This is a genomic window from Brevundimonas lutea, from assembly GCF_003704105.1.
Lineage (GTDB): Bacteria > Pseudomonadota > Alphaproteobacteria > Caulobacterales > Caulobacteraceae > Brevundimonas > Brevundimonas lutea.
Window position 1 is genome coordinate 73961 of the sequence record NZ_QUOQ01000007.1, and the last position, 21810, is coordinate 95770.

Here is a 21810-nt window from a genome sequence, read left to right on the forward strand (position 1 = left end):
TCAGCCAGGGGGCCGGCCATGCACAACCTGATACGCGATCCGCGCCGCGCAGCTCCGATCGTCCGAACTGTTTCATGACGCCCGACATCTGGATTCCCTATTGTGGCGTCGCGCCCCTGGCGGGCGAGTGGCGCTGGAACCTCGATCCGGTGCTGATCGGCGCGCTGGGGATCGTGGCGCTTGCGGTCGGCTGGCGATTGCGCGGCCGCGAGCGGCTTCTTGGCCTGGGGGCGGTGCTGGCCCTGGCGGTCAGTTTCGTGTCGCCCCTGTGCGCCCTGTCGTCGGCTCTGTTCGCCGCGCGGACGGTGCATCACGTGATCCTGGTCGCCCTGGCCGCGCCCTTGATCGCCTGGAGCCTGCCCCGTACCCGCGCCGGTCCGCTGTCCGTCGCCACGGGGGTTCAGGCGGTGGTGCTGTGGGCCTGGCACGCGCCCGATCTCTACGCCGCCGCCCTGTCGCACGACGGCATCTACTGGCTGATGCAGGCCAGCCTTCTGGCCAGTTCGGTCTGGTTCTGGGCGGGCGTGCGCACGGCGTCGGGGCCGTCGGCGGTCGGGCATCTGCTGGTGGCCATGGTGGCCATGGGCCTGCTGGGCGCCCTGATCACCTTCGCCGGGCAGCCGCTGTATGCGCCGCATCTGTTGACCACGGGTTCGTGGGGGCTCAGCCCGCTGGAGGACCAGCAGGCGGCCGGGCTGATCATGTGGGCGCCGGCGGCGGCGGTCTATCTGATCGCGGCGCTGGTCATCCTGGGTCGCTGGATCGGTCCTGACCGTTCCGCCGAGGTTCGCCCCGCGTGATCGACCGGCTGATCGGCAACATCCTGCAGTGGGCGGCGGGCCACCACGACGAGGGCCGCTACTCGCCCGTGGCCATCGTGTTCCACTGGACCATGGCGGCGCTGGTCACCGTCCAGCTGTTCTGGGGCTGGTGGATGGGGCGACTTCCCGCTGGCGGAGCAAAGGTGGCGGCGCACGACCTGCATTACCTGATCGGGGTGCTGATGCTGGTGCTGGTCATCGGACGCCTGTCCTGGCGCATGCTGGCGCCCGGTCCGATCAATGACGCCGACAAGCCAGGCTGGGAAAGCACCGCCGCCCACATCACACACTACGTTTTCTATATCTGCCTGTTCGGCCTGCCCCTGACCGGCTGGGCGATGATCTCGGCCACGGCGCGCGAGCAGGAGTTGAGCCTTGTCGGCTATATTCCGTGGCCGCTGATGCCGATGCAGGATCTGACCGCCGTCCAGCGCTGGCGGGTCGAGGCGATCAGCGAATGGATGCACTGGGGCATGGTCATCGCCCTGCTGCTGATGATCCCCCTGCACGTCGGGGCGGCGATCAAGCACCACCTCATCGATCGGGACGACGTTCTCCACGGGATGCTCCCGGTCGTGCCGCAGCTGTCGCGGCGGCGGACGCGCTGGCAGCGTCGCTGGCGGGCGCTGGAAGGGTGGGTGAAGTCTCTAGCCAGGCGGCTATGGCCCGGGTTTCGCTAGGCGTTAGCCCGGCCACCGCGTCGGTCATGACCCCGCGCGGATCGTTGCGGCGTTCGCGCGCCTGCCAGCGCTCGATCTGGTCGATCGTATAGGCGGCGGGCTGTCCCGAGAGGGCCGGATTGCCGGGCCCGACGCCTTGGCCGGTCGGCCCGTGGCAGGTCACGCAGGCCTCGACTTCGCGCTCGGGCGCGCCCTGGAAATAAATGGCCGGCACCGGGCGCGCCGGCCCCTCGACGGTCGGCGGGCTCATGGCGGCGTAGTAGGCCGAAACCGCCCGCCGATCCTCGTGGCTCAGCCAGCCGGCGATCGGACCCATGACGTCGTGATGGCGGACATTGGCGGCGTAGTCCTCCATCTGCTTTTGCAGATAGCCGGCGTCCAGCCCCGCCAGACGCGGCACGCTGACCCCGTCGCCCTGCCCCTCCAGCCCGTGGCAGGCGAAACAGGCGTTGGCAGCACCGCCCTCGCCGCCGCTCATGGCGATCGTCTCGCCGTCGGCTCTGAAGCGCGCGCCGGTCTCGTTGGCGATGGGGTGGCAGGACGCCATCGCGAGGGCCGCCAGCGCGAAGCTTGTCAGGGCCGAAAAGGTCAGGATCGGGCGCACCGGAGACGAATGCCGCGCCAGCTTGACGGTTCCGGGGAACCGGCCTCCGGTGCAGGGGTTAGCCAGAAGAACCAGCCATCGGGGGGCCGATGCCGCGTGCGGCGCGCAGACACCATCGCCAGGACGATCGGATATGAGGGGCGCGCTCGTCGCCCTGCCGCTGCTCGCGTGTGTCGCCGCCTGCGCCGACAAGAGCGATCCCCCGCGCCAGATCGCGGGGGCCGACGCGGCCCGCGGTCTGGAAGTCATGGAACAGGTGGGCTGCGCCGCCTGCCACGTCATCCCCGGCGTCGACTGGCCGCGGGGCCTGGCCGGTCCGTCGCTGGAAGGTTTCGGCGACGCGCCGATGATCGCCGGACGGTTTCCCAACCAGCCCGACGTTTTGACCCAATGGCTGATCGACGCGCCGTCGATGTCGCCCGAGACCGGAATGACCGCCATGCCCATCACAGACGCCGAAGCCCGCGATATCGCGGCCTATCTGTACCAGCTCCGTGACTGAGGCCGTTCCCGGAACCTCCGGCTGGCCGCCGCCGGTGCTGGATCCGGCCGGGCCCTTCGCCGGACCGCTGAACACTCTGGCCTGGGTGCTGTTCGGCATGGGCTTCCTGGTGCTGGTCGTGGTGCTGATCGCGCTGGGGGTCGCCCTGTTCGGTCCGCGGAAATGGCGTCAGCGGCTGGGCGGGGAAACCCTGGTCTGGGCCGGCGGCTTGGCCTTTCCGATCGTGGTGCTGTCGGCGCTGCTGATCTATGGCCTGGGCCTAACCACCCACCTGACCCCCGATCCCGAGCCTGGCGAGATGCGGGTCCGGGTCACCGGTGAGATGTGGTGGTGGCGCGTCGCCTATCTGGACGACCAGGGCCGAGAAGCCTGGCAGGACGCCAATGAGGTGCACATCCCAGTGGGCAGCACCGTGGTGCTGGAGCTGGATTCCGCCGACGTGATCCACAGCGTCTGGGTGCCGCGCCTGTCGGGCAAGGTCGACATGATCCCCGGCCGCCGCAACTACATGCGCATCCAGGCCGACGAGCCCGGCGTCTATGGCGGTCAGTGCGCGGAGTATTGCGGCGGACCCCACGCCCTGATGGGCTTCGTCGTTGTGGCGCACGAGCCCGAGGCCTACGCCGCCTGGGCCGCCCGGCAGGCCACGCCGGTGCAGACCGCGGCCCTGCCGTCGCCGGGCGCCGAGGTGTTCGACCGCGCCGGTTGCGGCGCCTGCCACGCCGTGCGCGGGACCGAGTTCAACGGCCTGGCCGGACCCGACCTCAGCCGCGTCGGCGCGCGGCGCACGATCGGCGCCGGCATCCTGCCCAACAACGAGGGGACGCTGGGCGGCTGGATCTCCGACAGCCAGTCGATCAAGCCCGGCAACCGCATGCCCGCCTATCCGGTCCTGACCGGCCAGGAACTGCGTGACGTCTCGGCCTGGCTGAAGGGCCTGCAGTGAAAAGCGAGACCGGATTCGATCCCGCCCTGTACGACCGCTTCCCGACCAAGGGCGAGCGGCCCGAGGGCGAGCTGGAGGAGTTGGAGCGGATCTGGTGCCGGCCCAAGGGCTGGGGGTGGGTCACCGCCATCAACAACAACTTCATCGGCGTCTATTTCGTCGGCGCGGCCATGCTGTTCTTCTGCCTGGCGGGCATCCTGGCGCTGTTGATCCGCACCCAGCTGGCGGTGCCGATGAACGGCTTCCTGCCGCAGGAGACCTACAACCAGATCTTCACCGTGCACGGCACGATGATGATGTTCCTCTTCGCCGTGCCGGCGGTCGAGGCCCTGGGCGTGGTGCTGTTGCCCCAGATGCTGGGCGCCCGCGATCTGCCGTTCCCGAGGCTGGGGGCCTACGCCTTCTGGGCCTATCTGGTCGGCGGCCTGGCCTTCTTCAGTTCGCTGTTCTTCGGCCTGGCGCCGAACGGCGGCTGGTTCATGTATCCGCCGCTGACCTCGATGACCTATTCGCCGGGGATCAACGCCGACTTCTGGCTGCTGGGCATCGGCTTCATCGAGATTTCGGCCATCGCCGGGGCCATCGAGATCATCGTCGGCGTGCTGAGGAACCGCGCGCCGGGCATGACCCTGGACAAGCTGCCGGTGTTCGCCTGGGCCATGCTGATCTTCGCGGTGATGATCATCATCGCCTTTCCCTCGGTGATCCTGGCCACCACCCTGATGGAGCTGGAGCGGGTGTTCGGCTGGCCCTTCTTCGACGCGCTGAAGGGCGGCGACCCGCTGTTGTGGCAGCACCTGTTCTGGTTCTTCGGCCACCCGGAGGTCTACATCATCTTCCTGCCGGCGGCGGGGGCGACCTCGACCATCATCGCGGTGGTGGCGGGGGCCAAGCTGGTCGGCCACCGCATGGTGGTGCTGGCCATGCTGGCCACGGGCTTCATCAGTTTCGGCGTGTGGTCCCACCACATGTTCACCACCGGCATGCCGACCATATCGACCAGCTTCTTCTCGGCCGCCTCCATGGCCGTGTCGATCCCGGCGGGGGTGCAGGTGTTCGCCTGGATCGCCACCCTGGCGGCCGGCCGGCTGAAGGTGTCGACGCCGGCGCTGTTCGCGGTCGGCGGCCTGACCATCTTCGTCATGGGCGGGCTGACCGGGGTGATGGTGGCCATGGTGCCGTTCGACTGGCAGGCTCACGACAGCTACTTCATCGTCGCCCACCTGCACTATGTGCTGATCGGGGGCATGGTCTTCCCCTTCTTCGCGGCCCTCTACTACTGGATGCCGATGTCCTCGGCCCGGCCGCTGTCCGAGCGGTGGGGCCGGTGGGTGTTCTGGCTGATGTTCTGGGGGATGCACATCACCTTCCTGCCCATGCATCTGGTCGGGCTGATGGGGATGCCCCGGCGGGTCTACACCTATCTGCCGGACCGGGGCTGGGACGTGATCAATCTGGTCACCACGGTCGGCGCCTTCCTGTTCGGCTTGGCAGTGCTGCTGTGGATCATCGACATGGCCCGCAACTTCCGCCCGTTCGGCGACCGCGAGGCCGGCAATGTGTTCGGCGGGCCGGGCCTGGAGTGGATTCCGACCGGCCTTTACTCGGTGCGCTCCATTCCGGTGGTGAAGAGCCTGTATCCGCTATGGGACGATCCCCAGCTGTCCAAGGACGTGGTCGCCGGTCGCTACTTCCTGCCCAATTCGGCCACGGGCGAGCGCGAAACCCTGGTGGTGTCGGCCCTGAACGCCGAGCCGCAGTATCTGCAGCGTATGCCGGTGCCGGGCGTCTGGCACGTGCTGGCCGCCGTGCTGACGGCGGCGGCCTTCCTGCTGCTGACCGTCCAGGCCTATTGGCCGGCGCTGGTTGGAGCCGTCGGCGCGGTGCTGTGCATGATGCGCTGGTGCTGGGACCTCGACCGGCCGCGCGTGGCCGACATGGTGGATATCGGCGCCGGCATCATGGCCCCCACCTATGTGTCCGGTCCGCGCAGCCACGGCTGGTGGGCCATGGTCATCACCCTGGTGGTGGCCGGAATGATCCTGCTGCTCAACGCCTTCAGCTATGTCTTCCTGTGGAGCCGCGATCCCGGCGCCTGGGGATCGCCGCCGCCGATGATGGCGACGGCGCTTCTGGTCGCCGGCTATGTCGGAGCGGCGGGACTGGGCTGGCTGTCGTGCAAGGCCCTGGCGCTGGACCGGGCCCGCAGTCCTGTGATCGCCACCGGCCTGATGGTGCTGGCCACGGGCCTGTTGTGCGTCGTCACCTACAGCGACATTCAGGCCTGGCTAGGCGCGGGGCTCCGACCTTCGACGAACGCTCAGGGCGCCACCGTCGCCTCGCTTCTGGTCTGGCAGGGGTCGCTGACCGGCATCACGGGGCTGATGGGCGTCTACGCCCTGCTGCGGCTGGTGTTCGGCCATGTCGAGGCGCGGCGGCCGTCGACCTTCCAGCTGATCGCCCTGTTCCTGGGCTACACGGCGGGCCAGGGGGTGTTCGGCGTTCTGCTGACCCACCTGTTCCCCGGGAGCTGACCGTGGCGCGCTGGGCCTGGATGCTGGGGGGGCTGATCGTCTGGGCGATCCATTTCCTGGGCGTCTATATCATCGCCAGCCTGGGGGATGTGGTCGACCGTGCGGACGCCCTGGCATGGCGCATGGCCGGGCTGGCGTTCAGCGGCCTGTGTGTCGCGGTCGTGGCGATCCTGCTGTTCCTGAGCCTGCGTCGCCTGCGTCAGGGCGAGGACGAGCCCAACTGGCGCTTTCGCGAGCAGCTGGCGGCACTCGGGGCCTTCGTCAGCCTGGTGTCGATCGTCTGGCAGGCCCTGCCGACCGTGATCGGCTACTGAGCCGTCTCAGCGGGGATCGACGCTCTGGGCGATCGCCTCGGCCGTGGCGCGGTCGGCTTCGGGAACAGACGACACCCAGACGTGGATCTGCTCGGGCGCATCCTCGCGCTGGAACAGGTGCTCGACCGCGTGCTGCTCTCCGTTCTCGGAGGTGACCACCGAGAATCGGCCGGTCGCCTCGACCTGGCGGCCGGTGAAGATGGGGAACTGCGAGCAGCAGCCCGCATAGATCACCACATAGCCGCGATCCCCGCGTCGGACCTCATAGATGGCCGCGTCCGGTCCGGCGGGACGCTGGTAGAGTTGAAAACCGGCGGGCAGGTCGATGTCGAACGGCGCGTCAGCGACCGCGACCCGCGTCAGGCTGGGCGGAGGCGGCGGCGCCTCGGGCTCGGCGGCCTCCGGCTCGGCCTCGGCGGCATTGTCATCTTCGACGGGCGGGTCGGCTGGTTCGTTCTCCGCAGCTTCGGCCTCCGCGACCGCTGGCGAGGCGGGCCGCGGCGCGGGACGTGTCGCCGGCGCCGGAGTGGTCGGGGTGACCGTGGCGCGCGGCGGAGGGGCGCTCTCGGCTTCATCCTCGTCTTCCGCCTCTTCGATCACAGGCGGCGTGGCGGGGCCGGCCCGGGTGGTTCCCATGGGGTCACCGGGCATGCTGTTCAGGTCGCGGGTGATGTCGGATCCGGGCGGTGACGCGGGACGCGGCTGGGCGGCCTGGCCAGCCGTCTCGGCGGCGGCGACGTCGGCAAGCAGAAGGACGGCGACCGAGGCGAGGAGGAGCGCTTTCATGGCGCCACCATCCGCCGTCAGCCCATGAACGGCAAGGCCCTCAATCCATAGGCCACGGCGCCGACCACGATCAGGCCGGCCACGCCCAGGATCACGAACCACAATAGCCGCGACCAAAGGGGCGGCGACGGCTCGCCGGGTTCCGGCGGAGGAACGGGCTTAATGATGATAGCCGGTCTCCTCGTTGATCTTGCCGCGGAACACCCAATAGACCCAGGCCGTGTAGGCCAGGATGGCCGGCAGCACGAAGACCGCGCCCGCGCCCATGAACATCAGAGCGTTTTCCGGCGCCGCCGCCTGGCGGAAGTTCAGCGCATAGGGGACGATATACGGGAAGAAGCCGGCCGCCAGCCCCAGATAGCCCGACAGGAAGACCGTCAGCGCTCCGACGAAGGGCCAGGTGTGCGATCCCTTGCGTACGCCCCAGGCCACCAGGGCCAGGCCCGCCAGACCCAGCAGCGGAATGGGCAAGAGCGGGGCGAGCACGCTGAAGTCCAGGCTGAACCCCTCGGCGACGTCAAAGCCCCAGCGCAGCGCCAGGCGCGGGTGGGCGAACAGGGTGGCGACGCTGACCGCCGCCAGCAGCCCCGCCGTGGCCACGCCCGAAATCGCCGCCCAGCGCCGCGCGTCGCCGTGCAGATTGTCCTCGGTCTTGAGCATCAACCAGGCGGCGCCCAGCAGGGCGTAACCCGCCAGCACCCCCACCGCGACCAGCAGCGTATAGGGCGTCAGCCAGTCCAGTCCGCCGCCGGCGAAGCGGTCCTCGCGCACCGTCACCCCCTGGATGAACCCGCCCAGGATCAGGCCCTGGGCCAGGGTGGCCAGGATGGAGCCGAAGGCGAACATCTGGGTCCAGAACCGGCGCCCCCGCCGCCGCGCGCGGAAGCGGAATTCGAAGGCGACCCCCCGCAGGATCAGCCCCGCCAGCATCAGCAGCACCGGCAGGTAGAAAGCCGGCATCAGCACCGAATAGGCCAGGGGAAAGGCCGCCAGCAGTCCGCCGCCGCCCAGAATCAGCCAGGTCTCGTTGCCGTCCCACACCGGCGCGATGGTGTTCATCATGATGTCCCGCTCCTCCTTCGACTTGGCGAAAGGGAACAGGATGCCGACGCCCAGATCGAAACCGTCCAGCACGACATAGAGCATCACGGCCAGGGCGATGGCCCCGGCCCAGATCAGCGGCAGGTCGGGGTTCACAGTCGGCCTCCCGGTCCATCGCCAATCGGAGGATCGTCGTCGGCCTCGCCGTCGTCGTCCGGGGCGCGGGCCATGGCCGAACCGGGCGCGCGTGGCTCGGGCGCGGTCGGTCGGGTCATGACGGCGGCCGGACCCTCGGCCATCAGGCGCAGGATGAACAGCGCCCCGGCGGTGAAGACAATGGCGTAAACGCTGATATAGACCGCCAGCGACGTGGCCACGTCGCCGGTGGTCACCGGCGAGACCGCGTCGCGGGTTCGCAGCACGCCATAGACGACCCAGGGCTGGCGCCCGACCTCGGTGACGATCCAGCCCGAGATCACGGCGACGAAACCGGCCGGGCCCATCAGTACGGCGAAACGCTGGAACCAGCGGTGGTCGAACAGCTTGCGCCGGATCAGCAACCACACCCCCCAGGCACCCAGCGCGATCATCAGCAGACCCAGGCCGACCATGATGCGGAAGGCCCAGAACACCATGAACACCGGCGGCTGATCGGCGCGCTCCAGGCTGTCGAGGCCGACGATGACCTCGTCTCTGGGCACGTTCTGGATCAGGTTGCCGACCCCGGGGATGGAGACCTGGAAATGGTTGGACTGGGTGTCGCGGTCGGGAATGCCGAACAGGTGCAGCGGCTGATCGGCGCGGGTTTCCCAATAGCCCTCGATGGCGGCGGTCTTGGATGGCTGGTGGTGATGCGCCACCTCGCCCGACCAGTGGCCGGCCAGCAGCTGCAGCGGGGCGACCACGCAGATCATGCCCACGGCCATGGCCAGGGCGATGCGGCTCTCGGCGGCGCCGGGCGTCTCTCGACCCTTGAGCAGGCGAAACGCCGAGGCGGCCCCGACCACCAGCGCCGTGGTCAGAAAGGCCGCCAGCAGCATGTGGACTAGGCGCGAGGGGAAGCTCGGGTTGAACACCACGGCCCAGAAGTCCGTGGCCTGAAACGTGCCGTCAGCGAGGATCTCGAAACCCTGCGGCGTCTGCATCCAGCTGTTGGCCGACAGGATCCAGAAGGCCGACAGGGTGGTTCCGACCGCCACCACGCAGGTGGCGAAGAAGTGCAGCTTGGGCCCCACCCGGCGCCAGCCGAACAGCATGACTCCCAGGAACGACGCCTCCAGGAAGAAGGCGGTCAGCACCTCATAGGCCAGCAGCGGCCCGATGACGCCGCCAGTCAGGCGGATGAACTCAGACCAGTTGGTGCCGAACTGATAGCTGAGCACCACCCCCGACACGACGCCCATGCCGAAGCTGATGGCGAAGATCTTCACCCAGAACAGATACAGGGTCTTGAAGGCCTCGCGCCGCGTCGTCAGCCACAGCCCCTCCAGCACCGCCAGAAAGGCGGCCAGCCCGATGGTGAAGGCCGGAAACAGGATGTGGAAGGCGACCGTGAAGGCGAACTGCAGCCGGGACAGCAGCAGGGCGTCGAATTCCATGGCGGGACCTCGAGGCTTGAACGGCCACGGTGTGCGCCTGCGAACAGTCGATGTCCACCACCCGGCCGCCAGACGCGGCGTCGCGCGTCAGGAGGTCGCGGGCGAGGCGTCGGGCTTGGAGTCGACGGGCAGAGCGGACTGCCGCCTGGCCACGATAAAGGCGAGGATGGCGGCGAACACCCCGATGATCACCGAGTATATGAAGAAGGCCGCATACCCGGCCCCCAGGGACGCCGGCGACACCTCGGCGATGCGCGCCCCCTCGGCGAGCGAGCCCTGGGGCAGCCCCGCGAACCACGATCGCAGACCGGCGGTGAAGCCGCCCGCTTCCGCGATCCGCGCCGAGCCCTCGATGATCCGTCCGGACTGCGAGGCGACGATCTTGCCGATGATGGCGTAGAGCGAACTGAACAGCGCGTACTGGGTCGCGGTGAACCCATGTCCGGTCAGGCTGGACATGTAGACGATCAGGGCGGTGCCCGCGACGCCCGTGGCGAAGTTGTCGATGGTGATGGCGGCGTAGAGCGCCGGCATGCTGGGCCCCTGGGTCGCCAGCCAGATGAACACCAGGTTCGAGATCGGACTGGCGAAGACGCCGATGACCATGGTGCGGATCACACCGAAACGGCTGACCAGCCAGGCGCCGAAGGAAATCCCCGCCAGCGACGCCACCACGCCGTAGATCTTCCGCACTTCCGCGATCTCGGTCAGGGTGAACCCGAGGTCCTGGTAGAAGGGGTTCATGATGTTGAGGACGAAATCCGACAGCCGGTAAAGGCAGATCAGCGCCAGGATCAGCACCCCCAGCTTGCCGCCGAAGCGCTTGAAGAACTGGCCCAGCGGCTGACCGTAGGCGCTGCGCAGATAGGCGCTGGGCCGGGTCGGGCGTCCGGGCAAGGGCACACAGGCCAGGGCGATCAGACCCAGGCCCGCGATCACCGCCGGAAACTGGATGAAAATCCCCGTCTCGCGCGCCTCCCACATCGCCTTGAAGCCTTCGGCCGCGGCTTCGGACTGGCCGAACACGCCGAACAGCAGATTCAGGAAGGTGGCGTTGGCCGCCAGACCCGATCCGGCGAGCAGCGCGCCCAGCAGGATCAGGATCAGACGCCCGCCCCACTCGACGGTCTCGCGCGCGGGCTGGACCGGAATATCGCCGGGCAAGGCCGGCGGCAGGACTTGGGCCGGTTCGCGCGGCGCCAGGACGGTGGCGGCCACCGCGATCAGCATGCACCCGGCCATGATGGCGTAGGAGAAGTTCCAGCCGTAGGAATCCGCCAGCACCAAGGGCAGGGCGCCGGCCGTGATCATGGCGATGCGGAAACCCCATTGATAGGCGGCGGCCATGACGCCGTACTGCTCCTCCTGGACGACCTCGATGCGCCAGGCGTCGATGGCGATGTCCTGGGTCGCGCCGCAGAAGCCGACCAGCACGGCGAGCAGGGCAACCTGCCCAAGGTTCAGCGCCGGGTCTGACCCGGCGATCAGCCATAGGCCGATGATGATCAGCACCTGCATCAGGGCCATCCAGGATCGCCGCTGACCCAACAGCTTGCCGAGCACGGGCAGCCGCAGCCGATCGACCACCGGCGCCCACACGAACTTCAGCGCATAGGAAAGGGTCGCCAGGGCGAAGACCGAAATGCTCTGCAGCGAGAGTTCGGATTCCCGAAGCCACGCCGACAGGGTGTCGAAAATCAGGAAGAAGGGCAGGCCCGCCGCCGCGCCCAGCCACAGCATCACGAACACCCGACGGTCCCTGAGGGACTTCAGGAATTCCACGGTCCGGTTGGACGCCTTTCTGGGCGTGTCGGCGGCGTCGGACATGGATGGCGCTTCCCTGCGGGCGCGGGGATCGCGCCCTCAAATCAGGAGGCGAGTCTGGCGCGGGCGCGGCCCTGCGTCCAGCGGGTCAGCACCGCTCTGAGCGCCTCGGGCTCCAGCGGCTTGACCAGATGGTCGTCCATCCCGGCCTCCAGGCAGGCGCGGCGGTCCTCGGCGAAGGCGTTGGCGGTCAGGGCCACGATCGGGGTGTCGTCGCCCCGGGCGCGGATCGCCCGGGTGGCGGCGGGGCCGTCCATCTCGGGCATCCGCATGTCCATCAGCACCAGCTCATAGGCGGCGCGCGACATCGACTCGACCGCCTCGCGACCGTTGGCGGCGGTCTCCACGGTGCAGCCCTCGCGTCGCAGCAGCGTCTTGGCCAGCAGCGCCCCGACCGGATTGTCCTCAACCAGCAGCACCCTGAGGCCGCCGTGGCGCACGGGAGCGACCCGGTCGTCCTCGCGGTGAGCCGAGGCGCAGGCGGCCGCGCCGCGCACAGCCAGCACCCGCTCGGCCAGGGAGGCCCGGCGCAGCGGCTTGATCAGATAGCCCGCATAGCCCGAGGCCCGCGCCCCGGCGATCAGCTCGCGCTCGGATGGCTTCAGCAGGATCAAGGCTCCGGGGCCGGGGGCCGGCGCGATCGGGGCCGAGGGGCCGCCAATGTGATCGACCAGCACGATGGGCGCGCGCGGGCTGAACTTGCCGCCTGAGGCCTCGATCTGGTCCTGGGCGGCGCGGGCCACGAACGGATCGGGTGAGCGCACGGCCACGCCGACACCCTCCAGGGCCGAGCCGCGCGGCTCGGCCTTGGGGTCACGCTCGAACGGCGCCTCGAAGCGAAACCGGGCGCCGGAGCCCGGCATGATGTCCGCCGGACGATCCTCGGCCGACAGCGATCCGCCCATGGCCTCGGCCAGCTTTCTGGCCACCGCCAGGCCCAGGCCGGCGCCGTCGTGGCGAACGGCGTCCGACAGATCGGCGTGACCGAACTCCTCGAAGATGCGGGCGCGCGCCTCGGGTGGAACGCCGGGGCCGGTGTCGTCGACGATGAAGGCCAGCCGCGGCCGGGCCTTGGTGCCGCCCACCCGCTCCACGGCGATCCGCACCGCGCCGGCCTCAGTGAACTTCACCGCATTGCCGGCCAGGTTGAACAGGATCTGGCGCAGCCGGCCCTCGTCGGCCAGCACCGTCGGGGCGTCGGCGGACACCGACCAGACGATCTCCAGCCCCTTGTCGTGGGCCCGGGGGCTGAGCAGCTCGGCCACGCCCCGGACCAGCCCCTCGGGATCGACCGAGCCGTGATCGAACTCCAGGCTGCCGGCTTCCAGCCGCGCATAGTCCAGCAGCGAATTGACCAGGCCCAGGAGATGATCGGCGGACTCGCGCGCCGCCTCGGCATAGGCCCGCTGGGCGCCGTCCAGACGGGTGCGTTGCAGCAGGCCCAGCATACCGATGACGCCGTTCAGCGGCGTGCGCATCTCGTGGCTCATTAGCCTGAGGAAGCGCTGCTCCGACGAGAGGTCCGCCGTGTCCGCCTGATCGCCCGCCGCCGTCGCCATGCCGTCCCCGCTTCTGCGTTCCCGGCGACGATGACCGATGATCGGTTAAGGGCGGCTCAAGACGCGGCGCGTCAGCTGAGGCCCAGTTCGGCGCGGACCTTGCGGGTCAGCCGGGCCGCGATCAGGGCGTGGGCGGTTTTCAGATGATCGGCCAGCTCGTCGTCTGGCCAGTCGCCGGGATCGTCCAGATGCACCCACCGCGCCCGGGCCAGATAGGGCGCGGGCCGCGCGCGCCCGTCTTCGGTCAGAACCTGAAAGGCGATATCCGACACCTTGAACGACAGCCCGCCCAGGCCGCCGACCATGGCGAACATCTTGCCGCCGACCCTGTAGACGTCGTGATCGTCGCCGAACGCGTGATCCGTCGTCGCGCCCAGCAGGGCGAGACAGACGCGGCCGACGCCCGCCCGGTCCATGGTCAGGCCTCGACGCCGACGCCGATCGGGCAGGTCACCCCGGTGCCGCCGATGCCGCAGTAGCCGGCCGGGTTCTTGGCCAGATAGCCCTGGTGATAGCCTTCAGCGAAATAATAGTCGTCCAGCGGCCGGATCTCGGTGGTGATCTCGCCCCGTCCGGCCTGCGCCAAGGCCTGCTGATAAGCGTCCTTGGAGGCCTCAGCCGCGCGCGTCTGGGTGTCGCTCAGCGTATAGACGGCCGAGCGGTACTGGGTGCCCCGGTCGTTGCCCTGGCGCATGCCCTGGGTCGGATCGTGGTTCTCCCAGAAGGCCTTGAGCAGCTGCTCATAGCTGATCTCGGCGGGGTTGAAGACCACCTCGACCACTTCGGTATGGCCGGTCCTGCCCGAGCACACCTCTTCATAGGTCGGATTGGGCGTGATGCCGCCGGCATAGCCTGCCGAGGTCACCCAGACGCCTGGCAACTGCCAGAAAACCCGCTCGACGCCCCAGAAGCAGCCCATGCCGAATACGGCCGTCTCGAAGCCTTCGGGATGGGGCCCCTTCAGCGGGCGGCCATTGACGGTGTGCACCTCGTCGGTCGGCAAGGGCTGGGCGCGACCCGGCAGGGCGGTGTCGGCGGTGGGCAGGTCAGCGGGCTTTGCGGAGAACATGGCGGGACCTCTGGATCATGGTTCGGTCCCGATATGGGAAGCCTCGGCCCGCTTGCCGAGAGGGGCCCGCTGGTCTATCTGCCTCGCCTCCGCCGGATCGACCCACCGGCGGGCTCACGCGGGTCGTGAAACGGACAGGTGGCGGAGTGGTCGATCGCGCACGCTTGGAAAGCGTGTGTAGGTGAAAGCCTACCGAGGGTTCGAATCCCTCTCTGTCCGCCACACTCGCTGAAATCATTGGTGTTTTTAGAGCTATTGCGGAGGCACCCACCAAAGCACCCGCCTAGCTCTTCACGGCTAGGCTTGGGTATTTCGGACGGTTTCCAAGGGTTTCAAGGCGTCACGAACGCCTTGACGCGAGGCCGGCTGAACTCAACGACCACTGTCTCGACGCAGCAGTAATCACGGAGGCCTGGGGCCCGAACTTCTCGCACACCGTGGCGGGTGACGGTGAACTTCCGGCGACATCCGACCTCTGTCAGGCCGACAAGACGATGCTCGGTTCGTCTGAGCCGGGCCTCTTCGCTTCGGTCGGACGGATGCTGAACTACGAAGGCCAGGAAGCCTCGACGGATCGTTCCGTCGTAAGCGGCACCCGCGACATCGACGAAGTCCATGATCCGAACGGCGTCCGCGCGCAGTCCGGCGAGACCATCGGCGCGCTTGATCTCCACCACGGCCCGTGGCGTGTGATTGCCGTTCCAGATGACGAGATCAACCTTGCGGCCCGGAGCCTGCATCACTCTTTGAGCGGTCAGGGTCGGCCGCCCCGCAGGATTGCGCCGGCCGCTCCAATCCAGCAGGCTTTCAAAGGTCTGCTCAAGCGTGACCGACAGACGGCCGCCCGCGCGTCGCGAAGCGGCGCGCAGCGCTCGGGCGCAGGCGCTCGTGAGCACGGGCTCGACGCCCCAGTCAGCGAGAGACTCACCCTCCGTCCAGTCCTCGAATTCTCGAATCGCGCGCGCCATTCCGCCGTGCAGGGCAGCGACGATGACGGCTTTGGAGACCCGGGCCGCCCGGGACGCCGGATCCGGATCCGCATGCGTCATGAGGCGGTCGCGGCTTCGATTGCCTTCCGCACTTCCGATGCGTCAAGAAATGGCAGGTTGGCTAGGCTTATGGTGTAGCGAATGGCCAGGACCCCGGCTGGCAGGACGAAATCCGCCGGCAGAGCGGGGAAGTCGTCGTCGACGTCGAAAACCTGCGCGTCGCGCAGATGACACTTCACGAGGTCGCGGGTTCGGCGCATCTCGTCGGACCAGCCCAATCCGTCCATACGCAGGAGGAATGCGTCCAGAGCCGCCGAGTCGTGGCGGATCTCCGCCGTGATGTCGTCGACAAGGGTCGCGACGGAGATCACGCCTTGTGACGAGTCTTCGAGCTGGACGGAGGCGAGCAGAAGGCGTCGGCCGCCCGGCGCGCGAAGCTGGTCCACACGCGAGATCTCATGCTCGTGGCGGCTCGTGGTGGTGGCCTTGACCTCCAGGTGAAGTCGCGACGTGACGAAGTCGTGCCGCTCGCGGTCCGGTCCGCTCCAGTAGTGGACGGCGTCAACGCCGACAGCTGGCAGCCAGAGCGACTGCAGCACGATGAGCTCACCGATCGCGCCAATCTGGACCGACCGCGACATCGGCTGACGCAGCGGCCGGAAGGCGGCCTGCCAGTTCAGTACGATCGCCGATGCGGCCGACCAGGGCTCGCGCTGCTGAACGGCGACGGCGTCCACGAGCTCTTCGCAGAGCGTGGCGAACATCCGCTCGTGGGCAGCCGGTGAACAGAGATCCAGGCATAGCTGATCGCCCAGGCGTCCTTCGCTCAGCCTCAGACCATTCACGTCGGGTGGCAGCGGGCGAGCGGGTCCGGCGGCCACCGCGACCAAGAGATGAAGGTCTCCGGCGACGTCCACCGCGAGGCTGACGCCGGTCGCCTGTCCGTCGATCTCCAGCGCTTCGGTCTGGGCCTGATCGACGCCCGTCGGACGGCCCGTCCTCAGACTGCGCCACCGTTCGACCAGGGGGGAACTCACGCGCTGACGCCGCGATTGATGACGGCGCTGGAACGGCCATCGGAGGTGTAGGGCAGGCTGAGAGCGATCGCGATCACGGCGTCGGTTCCCTGGACGTCGAGGGGCTCGGGATCCAGGGGGTAGAGCATCAGAAGGCCCTTGGTCGGCGAGCGCGCGGAGCGCATGGCCTCGGCGTCGTAGTTTCCTGACGCCCGCACGAAGGCGTCCGGCCCGCCAGGAAGATCGGCCCCTTCGTGGCGGGGATCAATGAGGATCCCGATCCCTTCGCTGCTCGTGCGCCGGCGCGACACGACCTGGGTCTGGATGCCGCCGATTGTGACCGCCGCGCCCCTCTGCGCGCTGGCCAGGACCACGGACCAGTCTACCAGCTCGCCTTCCGCGGCGCGCTGCATGATCCAGTCCGCGAGCGCGTCGCCCCTGAGCGACACAGCGTCGGTATGGGGCTGATACAGCCGCAGGAAGTCGCAGATCGTTTCAGGTGGCAGATCCTGAAACAGACGACCGCCGGTGATCGCCCGGCCCGGGCCGCACTGGCTGATCAGCCGATCCGCCAGGCCTCGATTGGCGTCGAGGCGGCGCTGGTCATGCAGGGGAAGGACGACGGTCTGCGGGTGCTCCCCGGACCATGACTGGCGCACCGTGTGGGCCATGGCGGCCTTGTTGCGCGCCGTGAGCAGCAGCGCGCTGTGAGCGCGCAGGCGAATGGCCATCTCCGCAGGTCGGCGGCCCGCGCGATACAGGGCCTGCAGGCTGTCCCTGAGCGACTCTTCGACCAGGGCCAGCTCGGTGAACCACTGGGCGATGCCGTCGGTGGTCCAGATTCGGATCAGATCCTCATAGCCCGTCCGAAACCCGTACCACCGGGCCATCTGCAGCAAGGTGTCGGCCATGGTGGCCGTCCTGAGAAAATAGGAGATCGTCAGGCCTTCCAGAGTTAGCCCGCGGGACAGCCGGTTGCCGCCGACCGCGATCAGGTGACGCGCCGGCTTCTCATCATACTCCAGGTCCTCGCCGGTCTCGCTGTTGAGCTCCAGCACATCGAGACGCTCCAGCACGCCGATGGCGTGCTGCGCCACGACAGACGGTGCGGCGGGGAGGCAGACGCCCTGGAAATGAAGCGCGAGCGTCTCCTCGAATAGAGGTCGCAGATCATGCCCCTGCCGCACCGCCTCGAGCCAGAGGCCGCGCTGGTCCTCGATCGCGTTGCGGACCCGGGTCTGGTCCTGAACCCGCACGCTGACGTGGACCAGCATGGTGTGCGGTCGGCCCGCGAGACCGGGGCGACCTTCGCGAATGGCGCCCGCCAAGCAGAAGGCCAGGATGGCGTCGGACAGGGAGTCCGGCAGCAGGCGATCCTGGGGGGTGGCAGTTACGGGCCGGGCGTTGCGGCGCGTCGTGGCTTGGCGCAGCGCCGGCACGTCCTCGTCGGGCGTGCGGCGAAAGACGTCGCGGCCCTGCGCCGATACGCCGAACAGCTCTTCCGTGCCCGTATAGCCCTCCGGCCTGGGCAGCTGGAGCGCGAAGTCACGCGGAAACAGATCCTCGCCGACCTCCCGATCCACCGCGTCGGGGTCGATGAAGATGTTGGCGAAGGGCGTGGCCGTATAGGCGACATAGGCCGCCTGGGGTACCCGGCGCAGCAGCGCCCGGATCAGGCGGTTGGTCGCCGTCGGCCCTGGCCCGGTCGCGGCAGCGGACGTCGCGTCCGCATCCAGGGACGGGTCGGGCGGGCGATTGCCGCGGGTGTTGATCGAAGCTTGGTCGGCTTCATCGTCGATCACCAGGATCGGTACGCCGTCCAGTCGATCCGCGGCCGCCTCCAGCCAGCCATCGAGGCGTTTAAGGACCGGGACGTTCTTCTTGGTCACGATCAGAAAGGCACCGTCCTGGCCGAGCACCTCGACGGGGGGCTCGCGAAAATCCCCCTCCCGCGTGGTCAGAAGGGTCCAGGCAGGGCCGCCGGCCTCGTCAACGCCGACCAGCTCGCTCTCCAGACGCGCCTGGGTCTGATTGCGCAGCGCGTCGTGAATGCCCGACAGGACGATGACCATCCGATAGCCGGCGTCCACTCCGCGCGCGGCGACTGCGGTGTAGTTGGCGGTCTTGCCGCTCTGGACATAGCCGACGACCAGGCCGCGCCCCTGGAACGGAGCCGGCTGCTTTGGATCCGGCAGATGTCGGAGGACGCGGGCGGATTCCGAAGCGAGGCTCGCGATCTGCGACGGCTTCCAACGGCCGCCGTCCAGCAAACGGCGCGCCAGCCGGCTCCAGCCGTCCTCAGGCGTTGCCGAGAGGCGATCGGTCCAGCTCGGCCGGGCCGATCGCAGGTCCTGGACCGCCGTGCTCATCATGCGTCGTCCGGGGTTCCGACGAGAGACTGCTGGGCGTCGACCCCATCAAGCTCAGTGAGGAAGGCGGCCAGGGCGTCCACCGCAGCCGGATCGGTGCCGATGGCGCTCGCCAGTCGCACGAGCGGTTCGCTGACGTCTCCAACCTGGAGGGTTCGATCGCCCTTGAGGTCTTCAGCGAGCTTCCAGGCGAACTTTGTGGACGTGACCTTGCGAACGGCGATCGGCGTCGGTCCGGGCGGGGACGGTTCGGGCGTCGGAGATGGCGATGGAGAGGGCGGGGCTGAGGGGCCTCCGGTAACTGGTCCTTCCGCGACTCCCGGCGGAGCGGGCACCGGAGGCGCCGGGGGCACGGGCGGACGAGCGTTGCGGCCGAACTTGGCCTTGCTCGCCTTTCGCACATCATCGGCCAGTGGCTTGATGCGGCTCTGCAGGAAGGGCGGCAGCTGCACCTTCTGCTTGGAAATGTCGATGTTGAACGGCTCGTCGAGCGCCGGATCAATGTCGAGGATCACGCGAGCAAGTTTGGTCTTTTCGTCCGATGTCGCCCACATGTCATGCCAGCCGCCCCAGCGGATCAGGCGGTCGTTGCGGTACAGGAAGAGGCCCTGGGTCTCATTGCGCTTGCCCCAATAGCCGATGCGATCGGCCTGCGCCTGCCAGCCGTCGCCGTGACGCTGCCTCAGCTCATCCTCGTGCGGCAGCAGGATCGGGGCGACCCTTACTGGAGCGGTGCCCTGGTCGTACGGGACGTCGAGCGTCTTGACGTCATAGTGCTGAGTGAGCGGGTGGCTGGCCGGACCATTGCTCGCCACCGAGATCTCATTGACCCAGATCTTCAGAGGCGGACGGCCCTTGGCGTCGCCGTCCAGAAAGCGATGGAAGACCAAGCCGAGGTGGCGGCTAAGATCCTGAATTTCCGCCACAAAAGGTGGGACGCCCCTCACTGTAGGGACGGCGACCGGAGCCTTCATGTCCTTCCAGAGAATGACGGTGCCCTTCTCACCCGGATCGGTGATCGCCTTCTCCCACTCCTCCAGAGGACGGTCGTCCACGGCGAAGTCCGCCATGTCGGTGGTGTCCCAGCCAAGGTGACGAACCTCGCCTCCGGCCTGTCGGGTGACCACCATGAACTTGCGGGCCTGAGACCAGGAGGCGCCCTTCAGGCCGAAGCCGAACTTGCCCAGGCTGCGCGGGCCGTAGTCGGCGTCGCCGCCCACGGTGAGCGCTTCATCGAGCTGCTGGGCGGACATGCCGCGGCCGTTGTCACGGATGGTCATCCACCGTCCCTGTCCGCCATTCGGCTGACCGAAGGTGATGTGGATTTCCGAGGCGTCGGCGCTGATCGCATTGTCGATCAAATCGGCCACGGCGCTGACCAGGCTGTGGCCGGCCGAGCCCAGAATGTTGGCTAGGCGATCGGCCTTGGGCGGAAGGCGACGACGCCCGGGTTCGGTCGGCGCGGCGGTGCCTTCGGCGTCGTGAGTCGAGGAATCGGTCATGGAGAAGTCCTGGGACGCCGGCGGCGTGAACATGTCGGGGCGCGCCTGTGCGAGCAGGTGGTGAACACGGGGCGCTTCATCGGGCTGGAGCGCGATCATGCCCGCGCGCATCAGGCCGGAGGTCGAGCCGTCAGCCATGATCGCAATGGCGGTGGGATCATCTTTAGCGAACACCACCCAGGCGCCTCGAGCGGGCTGGATGCCGGCGTCCACTTGCAGGGCGAACAGGCAATCGGGCTCCACGAAGTCGTAGACGGCGTCGGTCGGGCAGTTACCCTCCAGCCGCCAGTTCTTCGCCTGGCGCTTGAGCGAGTGCTCCAGGCAACGAGGCCCTTCGTCGGTGTCGTAGGTCAGTTCGAGGGCGATGCGGTCTGTGTCGGCGGCGGTCGGGAATACTCGGTCGACAACATCGCCGTCGAAGTTGATCGCGCGCTGGCGAGAGGTTTCCCGACCACTGCGGCGGTAAGCATGGAACATGCCCAGCTCACTTTGCTGCAGCGGTCTCAGGATCAGAAACTTCATCAGCGCCCCTGCACTCGCAGCCCAGCCATCCCCCTTGCACCCTAGGCGACAGGGGGGCTGTGACACAATCCGAAGTCGTCAGCTCCGGGCGTCGGTTTCGGCCTTGAGGCGCAGGTCTTCGATGCGGGCCCTGCACAGCTCAGCCACCACATCACGCAGAGCACGGGCGGCCTTCGCCAGCCATTCCAGATCCTCCGGCGAGGCGTCGTACTGGTCCGAATAGCGGGCCTCGACATAGGCGCGCTTCAGCAGCTCGAAGCGCCGGCGGTCGACGCGGATTTCGCGCGGCCAAGCGGTGACAAGGCGCTTGTCCACGTCCTCCGCCAGGGAGCGGAGGAACTTGATGTTGTGGGAGCGCGGGAAATAGAAGGTATGGACCAGCAGGAAGCAGGCGTAGGCGGCCTCGACGGCTTGGTGGAGGTTGAAGGCTGCGTTCTTCCGCCACTCGGTGTCAGCCGCGCTTGCCTCCTGCGATATGGAGGCTAGACGCAGGAACCGGTCGACAGCTCCAAGCCAGCGATCGGCATCACGTGTGGCCGCAGCAAGGGCGTCTGCTGACGTCATCGGCTTTGGTGTAATCAGCGAATGCCCGGGCATTTCGTGCAGCACAACGCCGTCACGAACGATATCCGTCCAGAAGTACTTCCCCTGGCCGAGGGCCGCGTTCACCTCGCCCAGATCGTGGACGATGATGTTTACGGTCCGGCCGATATCGGGGTCGCGCAGAATTTTGTCTTCGGCTGTCCACCAGTAGTCGGCGATGTCGGTCAGCTTTTCATGGCTGACGACAACCAGGAGGTCGAAGTCCGACAGATAGCCGTTCTCAGGCTCATCGACCCAGTCGTTGCGCGCGTAGGAACCAAACAGGATGATCTTCAGCACTCGGCCGCGTCGGCGCCAGTCAGACGTGCCGCCCGCGCCGCTCGTCCGCGCAGCCTCAAACTCCGTCAGGAGGATCGAGCGGACGCGATCCAGCTCTCGCTGCTGTCGCTCCGGAAGATGGTCGAGGTCAGACTTCACAAGTGCAGACTAGCGTGATTTTCGCCGTCTGCAGCCATCGCAGCGGACTATATCTGCAGCAGAGCGATGGCGGCTGTGCGCCAGAAGCGGACTCTTGCTGGGTGGCGAAAAGCG

General features: G+C 68.2%; 18 protein-coding genes, 1 tRNA gene and 1 pseudogene. 7 read left to right on the top strand and 13 right to left on the bottom strand.

From position 1 onward, the window contains the following. Positions 1-74 precede the first annotated feature (74 nt). Both EES48_RS12835 and EES48_RS15185 read left to right on the top strand, forming a co-directional pair. The gene (locus tag EES48_RS12835) at positions 75-800 is read left to right on the top strand and encodes a cytochrome c oxidase assembly protein (RefSeq protein ID WP_122467847.1); all 726 of its coding nucleotides are present in this window, start codon (positions 75-77) and stop codon (positions 798-800) included. Continuing rightward, positions 797-1501: a cytochrome b gene (locus tag EES48_RS15185; protein WP_122467849.1), complete on the top strand. Its 705-nt coding sequence runs from the start codon at positions 797-799 to the stop codon at positions 1499-1501. The genes EES48_RS12835 and EES48_RS15185 overlap by 4 nt, the downstream gene beginning before the upstream one ends. A gap of 22 nt (positions 1502-1523) precedes the next feature. Here the strand turns inward: EES48_RS15185 and EES48_RS15285 are convergent. After that, positions 1524-2354, bottom strand: a pseudogene (locus EES48_RS15285) (c-type cytochrome); the annotation flags it as partial. Between EES48_RS15285 and EES48_RS12850 the strand changes: the two are divergent. From EES48_RS12850 to EES48_RS12865, 4 genes are read left to right on the top strand one after another with little or no spacing between them, the layout of a single operon-like run. Then, a complete protein-coding gene (locus tag EES48_RS12850; RefSeq protein WP_122467855.1) occupies positions 2239-2607 on the top strand; it encodes a c-type cytochrome in 369 nt (122 codons plus the stop codon). The pseudogene EES48_RS15285 and the gene EES48_RS12850 sit on opposite strands and share 116 nt — an antisense overlap. Further along, the gene (locus tag EES48_RS12855; RefSeq protein WP_240623357.1) at positions 2600-3553 is read left to right on the top strand and encodes a cytochrome c oxidase subunit II; all 954 of its coding nucleotides are present in this window, start codon (positions 2600-2602) and stop codon (positions 3551-3553) included. The genes EES48_RS12850 and EES48_RS12855 overlap by 8 nt, the downstream gene beginning before the upstream one ends. Next, positions 3550-6087, top strand: coding sequence for a cbb3-type cytochrome c oxidase subunit I (locus tag EES48_RS12860; RefSeq protein WP_122467858.1), 2538 nt, complete (start codon positions 3550-3552; stop codon positions 6085-6087). The genes EES48_RS12855 and EES48_RS12860 overlap by 4 nt, the downstream gene beginning before the upstream one ends. A 2-nt stretch (positions 6088-6089) precedes the next feature. After that, positions 6090-6401, top strand: a complete 312-nt coding sequence (locus tag EES48_RS12865; RefSeq protein ID WP_122467861.1) for a hypothetical protein — start codon at positions 6090-6092, stop codon at positions 6399-6401. A 6-nt stretch (positions 6402-6407) separates the two neighbouring features. Here the strand turns inward: EES48_RS12865 and EES48_RS12870 are convergent, their stop codons facing one another. The 7 genes from EES48_RS12870 to msrA all read right to left on the bottom strand — a co-directional run bounded on the left by EES48_RS12870 (position 6408) and on the right by msrA (position 14278). Further along, the gene (locus EES48_RS12870; RefSeq protein ID WP_122467864.1) at positions 6408-7187 is read right to left on the bottom strand and encodes a hypothetical protein; all 780 of its coding nucleotides are present in this window, start codon (positions 7185-7187) and stop codon (positions 6408-6410) included. Positions 7188-7346: 159 nt separating this feature from the next. Further along, positions 7347-8384 (bottom strand): cytochrome d ubiquinol oxidase subunit II, encoded by a 1038-nt coding sequence (gene cydB / locus EES48_RS12880; protein ID WP_122467869.1) that lies wholly within the window; start codon positions 8382-8384, stop codon positions 7347-7349. After that, on the bottom strand, positions 8381-9826 hold the full coding sequence (locus EES48_RS12885; RefSeq protein ID WP_122467872.1) for a cytochrome ubiquinol oxidase subunit I: 1446 nt from the start codon (positions 9824-9826) through the stop codon (positions 8381-8383). The genes cydB and EES48_RS12885 overlap by 4 nt, the downstream gene beginning before the upstream one ends. Positions 9827-9913: 87 nt before the next feature. Further along, positions 9914-11653: an AmpG family muropeptide MFS transporter gene (locus EES48_RS12890; protein WP_122467875.1), complete on the bottom strand. Its 1740-nt coding sequence runs from the start codon at positions 11651-11653 to the stop codon at positions 9914-9916. A 41-nt stretch (positions 11654-11694) separates the two neighbouring features. Further along, positions 11695-13209: a response regulator gene (locus tag EES48_RS12895; protein ID WP_122467878.1), complete on the bottom strand. Its 1515-nt coding sequence runs from the start codon at positions 13207-13209 to the stop codon at positions 11695-11697. A gap of 71 nt (positions 13210-13280) precedes the next feature. Further along, the gene (locus EES48_RS12900) at positions 13281-13625 is read right to left on the bottom strand and encodes an MmcQ/YjbR family DNA-binding protein (protein WP_122467880.1); all 345 of its coding nucleotides are present in this window, start codon (positions 13623-13625) and stop codon (positions 13281-13283) included. A 2-nt stretch (positions 13626-13627) separates the two neighbouring features. Beyond that, positions 13628-14278: a peptide-methionine (S)-S-oxide reductase MsrA gene (msrA, locus tag EES48_RS12905; protein WP_122467883.1), complete on the bottom strand. Its 651-nt coding sequence runs from the start codon at positions 14276-14278 to the stop codon at positions 13628-13630. A 132-nt stretch (positions 14279-14410) separates the two neighbouring features. Here msrA and EES48_RS12910 point away from each other — a divergent pair. After that, a tRNA-Ser gene (locus EES48_RS12910) sits at positions 14411-14500 on the top strand. A gap of 110 nt (positions 14501-14610) precedes the next feature. Here the strand turns inward: EES48_RS12910 and EES48_RS12915 are convergent. From EES48_RS12915 to EES48_RS12935, 5 genes are all read right to left on the bottom strand, one after another. Beyond that, positions 14611-15246 carry a hypothetical protein gene (locus tag EES48_RS12915; RefSeq protein ID WP_205679476.1) on the bottom strand — a complete coding sequence of 212 codons (636 nt, stop codon included), beginning with the start codon at positions 15244-15246 and terminating at the stop codon, positions 14611-14613. Positions 15247-15323: 77 nt separating this feature from the next. After that, a complete protein-coding gene (locus EES48_RS12920) occupies positions 15324-16304 on the bottom strand; it encodes a PD-(D/E)XK motif protein (protein WP_240623358.1) in 981 nt (326 codons plus the stop codon). Next, positions 16301-18655 (bottom strand): Z1 domain-containing protein, encoded by a 2355-nt coding sequence (locus EES48_RS12925; RefSeq protein WP_122467889.1) that lies wholly within the window; start codon positions 18653-18655, stop codon positions 16301-16303. Before EES48_RS12925 ends, EES48_RS12920 begins: the two co-directional genes overlap by 4 nt. Continuing rightward, positions 18652-20676: an ATP-binding protein gene (locus EES48_RS12930; RefSeq protein WP_122467893.1), complete on the bottom strand. Its 2025-nt coding sequence runs from the start codon at positions 20674-20676 to the stop codon at positions 18652-18654. Before EES48_RS12930 ends, EES48_RS12925 begins: the two co-directional genes overlap by 4 nt. Before the next feature lie 78 nt (positions 20677-20754). Then, a complete protein-coding gene (locus EES48_RS12935; RefSeq protein WP_122467896.1) occupies positions 20755-21696 on the bottom strand; it encodes a HEPN domain-containing protein in 942 nt (313 codons plus the stop codon). Positions 21697-21810 lie beyond the last annotated feature (114 nt).

Bases quoted from the DNA above. Each gene is read 5' to 3' on its own strand.
- EES48_RS12835 (WP_122467847.1), top strand. From the start codon at position 75: ATGACGCCCGACATCTGGATTCCCTATTGTGGCGTCGCGCCCCTGGCG.
- EES48_RS12850 (WP_122467855.1), top strand. From the start codon at position 2,239: ATGAGGGGCGCGCTCGTCGCCCTGCCGCTGCTCGCGTGTGTCGCCGCC.
- EES48_RS12870 (WP_122467864.1), bottom strand. From the start codon at position 7,187: ATGAAAGCGCTCCTCCTCGCCTCGGTCGCCGTCCTTCTGCTTGCCGAC.
- EES48_RS12885 (WP_122467872.1), bottom strand. From the start codon at position 9,826: ATGGAATTCGACGCCCTGCTGCTGTCCCGGCTGCAGTTCGCCTTCACG.
- EES48_RS12890 (WP_122467875.1), bottom strand. From the start codon at position 11,653: ATGTCCGACGCCGCCGACACGCCCAGAAAGGCGTCCAACCGGACCGTG.
- EES48_RS12895 (WP_122467878.1), bottom strand. From the start codon at position 13,209: ATGGCGACGGCGGCGGGCGATCAGGCGGACACGGCGGACCTCTCGTCG.
- EES48_RS12900 (WP_122467880.1), bottom strand. From the start codon at position 13,625: ATGGACCGGGCGGGCGTCGGCCGCGTCTGTCTCGCCCTGCTGGGCGCG.
- msrA (WP_122467883.1), bottom strand. From the start codon at position 14,278: ATGTTCTCCGCAAAGCCCGCTGACCTGCCCACCGCCGACACCGCCCTG.
- EES48_RS12915 (WP_205679476.1), bottom strand. From the start codon at position 15,246: ATGGCGCGCGCGATTCGAGAATTCGAGGACTGGACGGAGGGTGAGTCT.
- EES48_RS12925 (WP_122467889.1), bottom strand. From the start codon at position 18,655: ATGATGAGCACGGCGGTCCAGGACCTGCGATCGGCCCGGCCGAGCTGG.
- EES48_RS12930 (WP_122467893.1), bottom strand. From the start codon at position 20,676: ATGAAGTTTCTGATCCTGAGACCGCTGCAGCAAAGTGAGCTGGGCATG.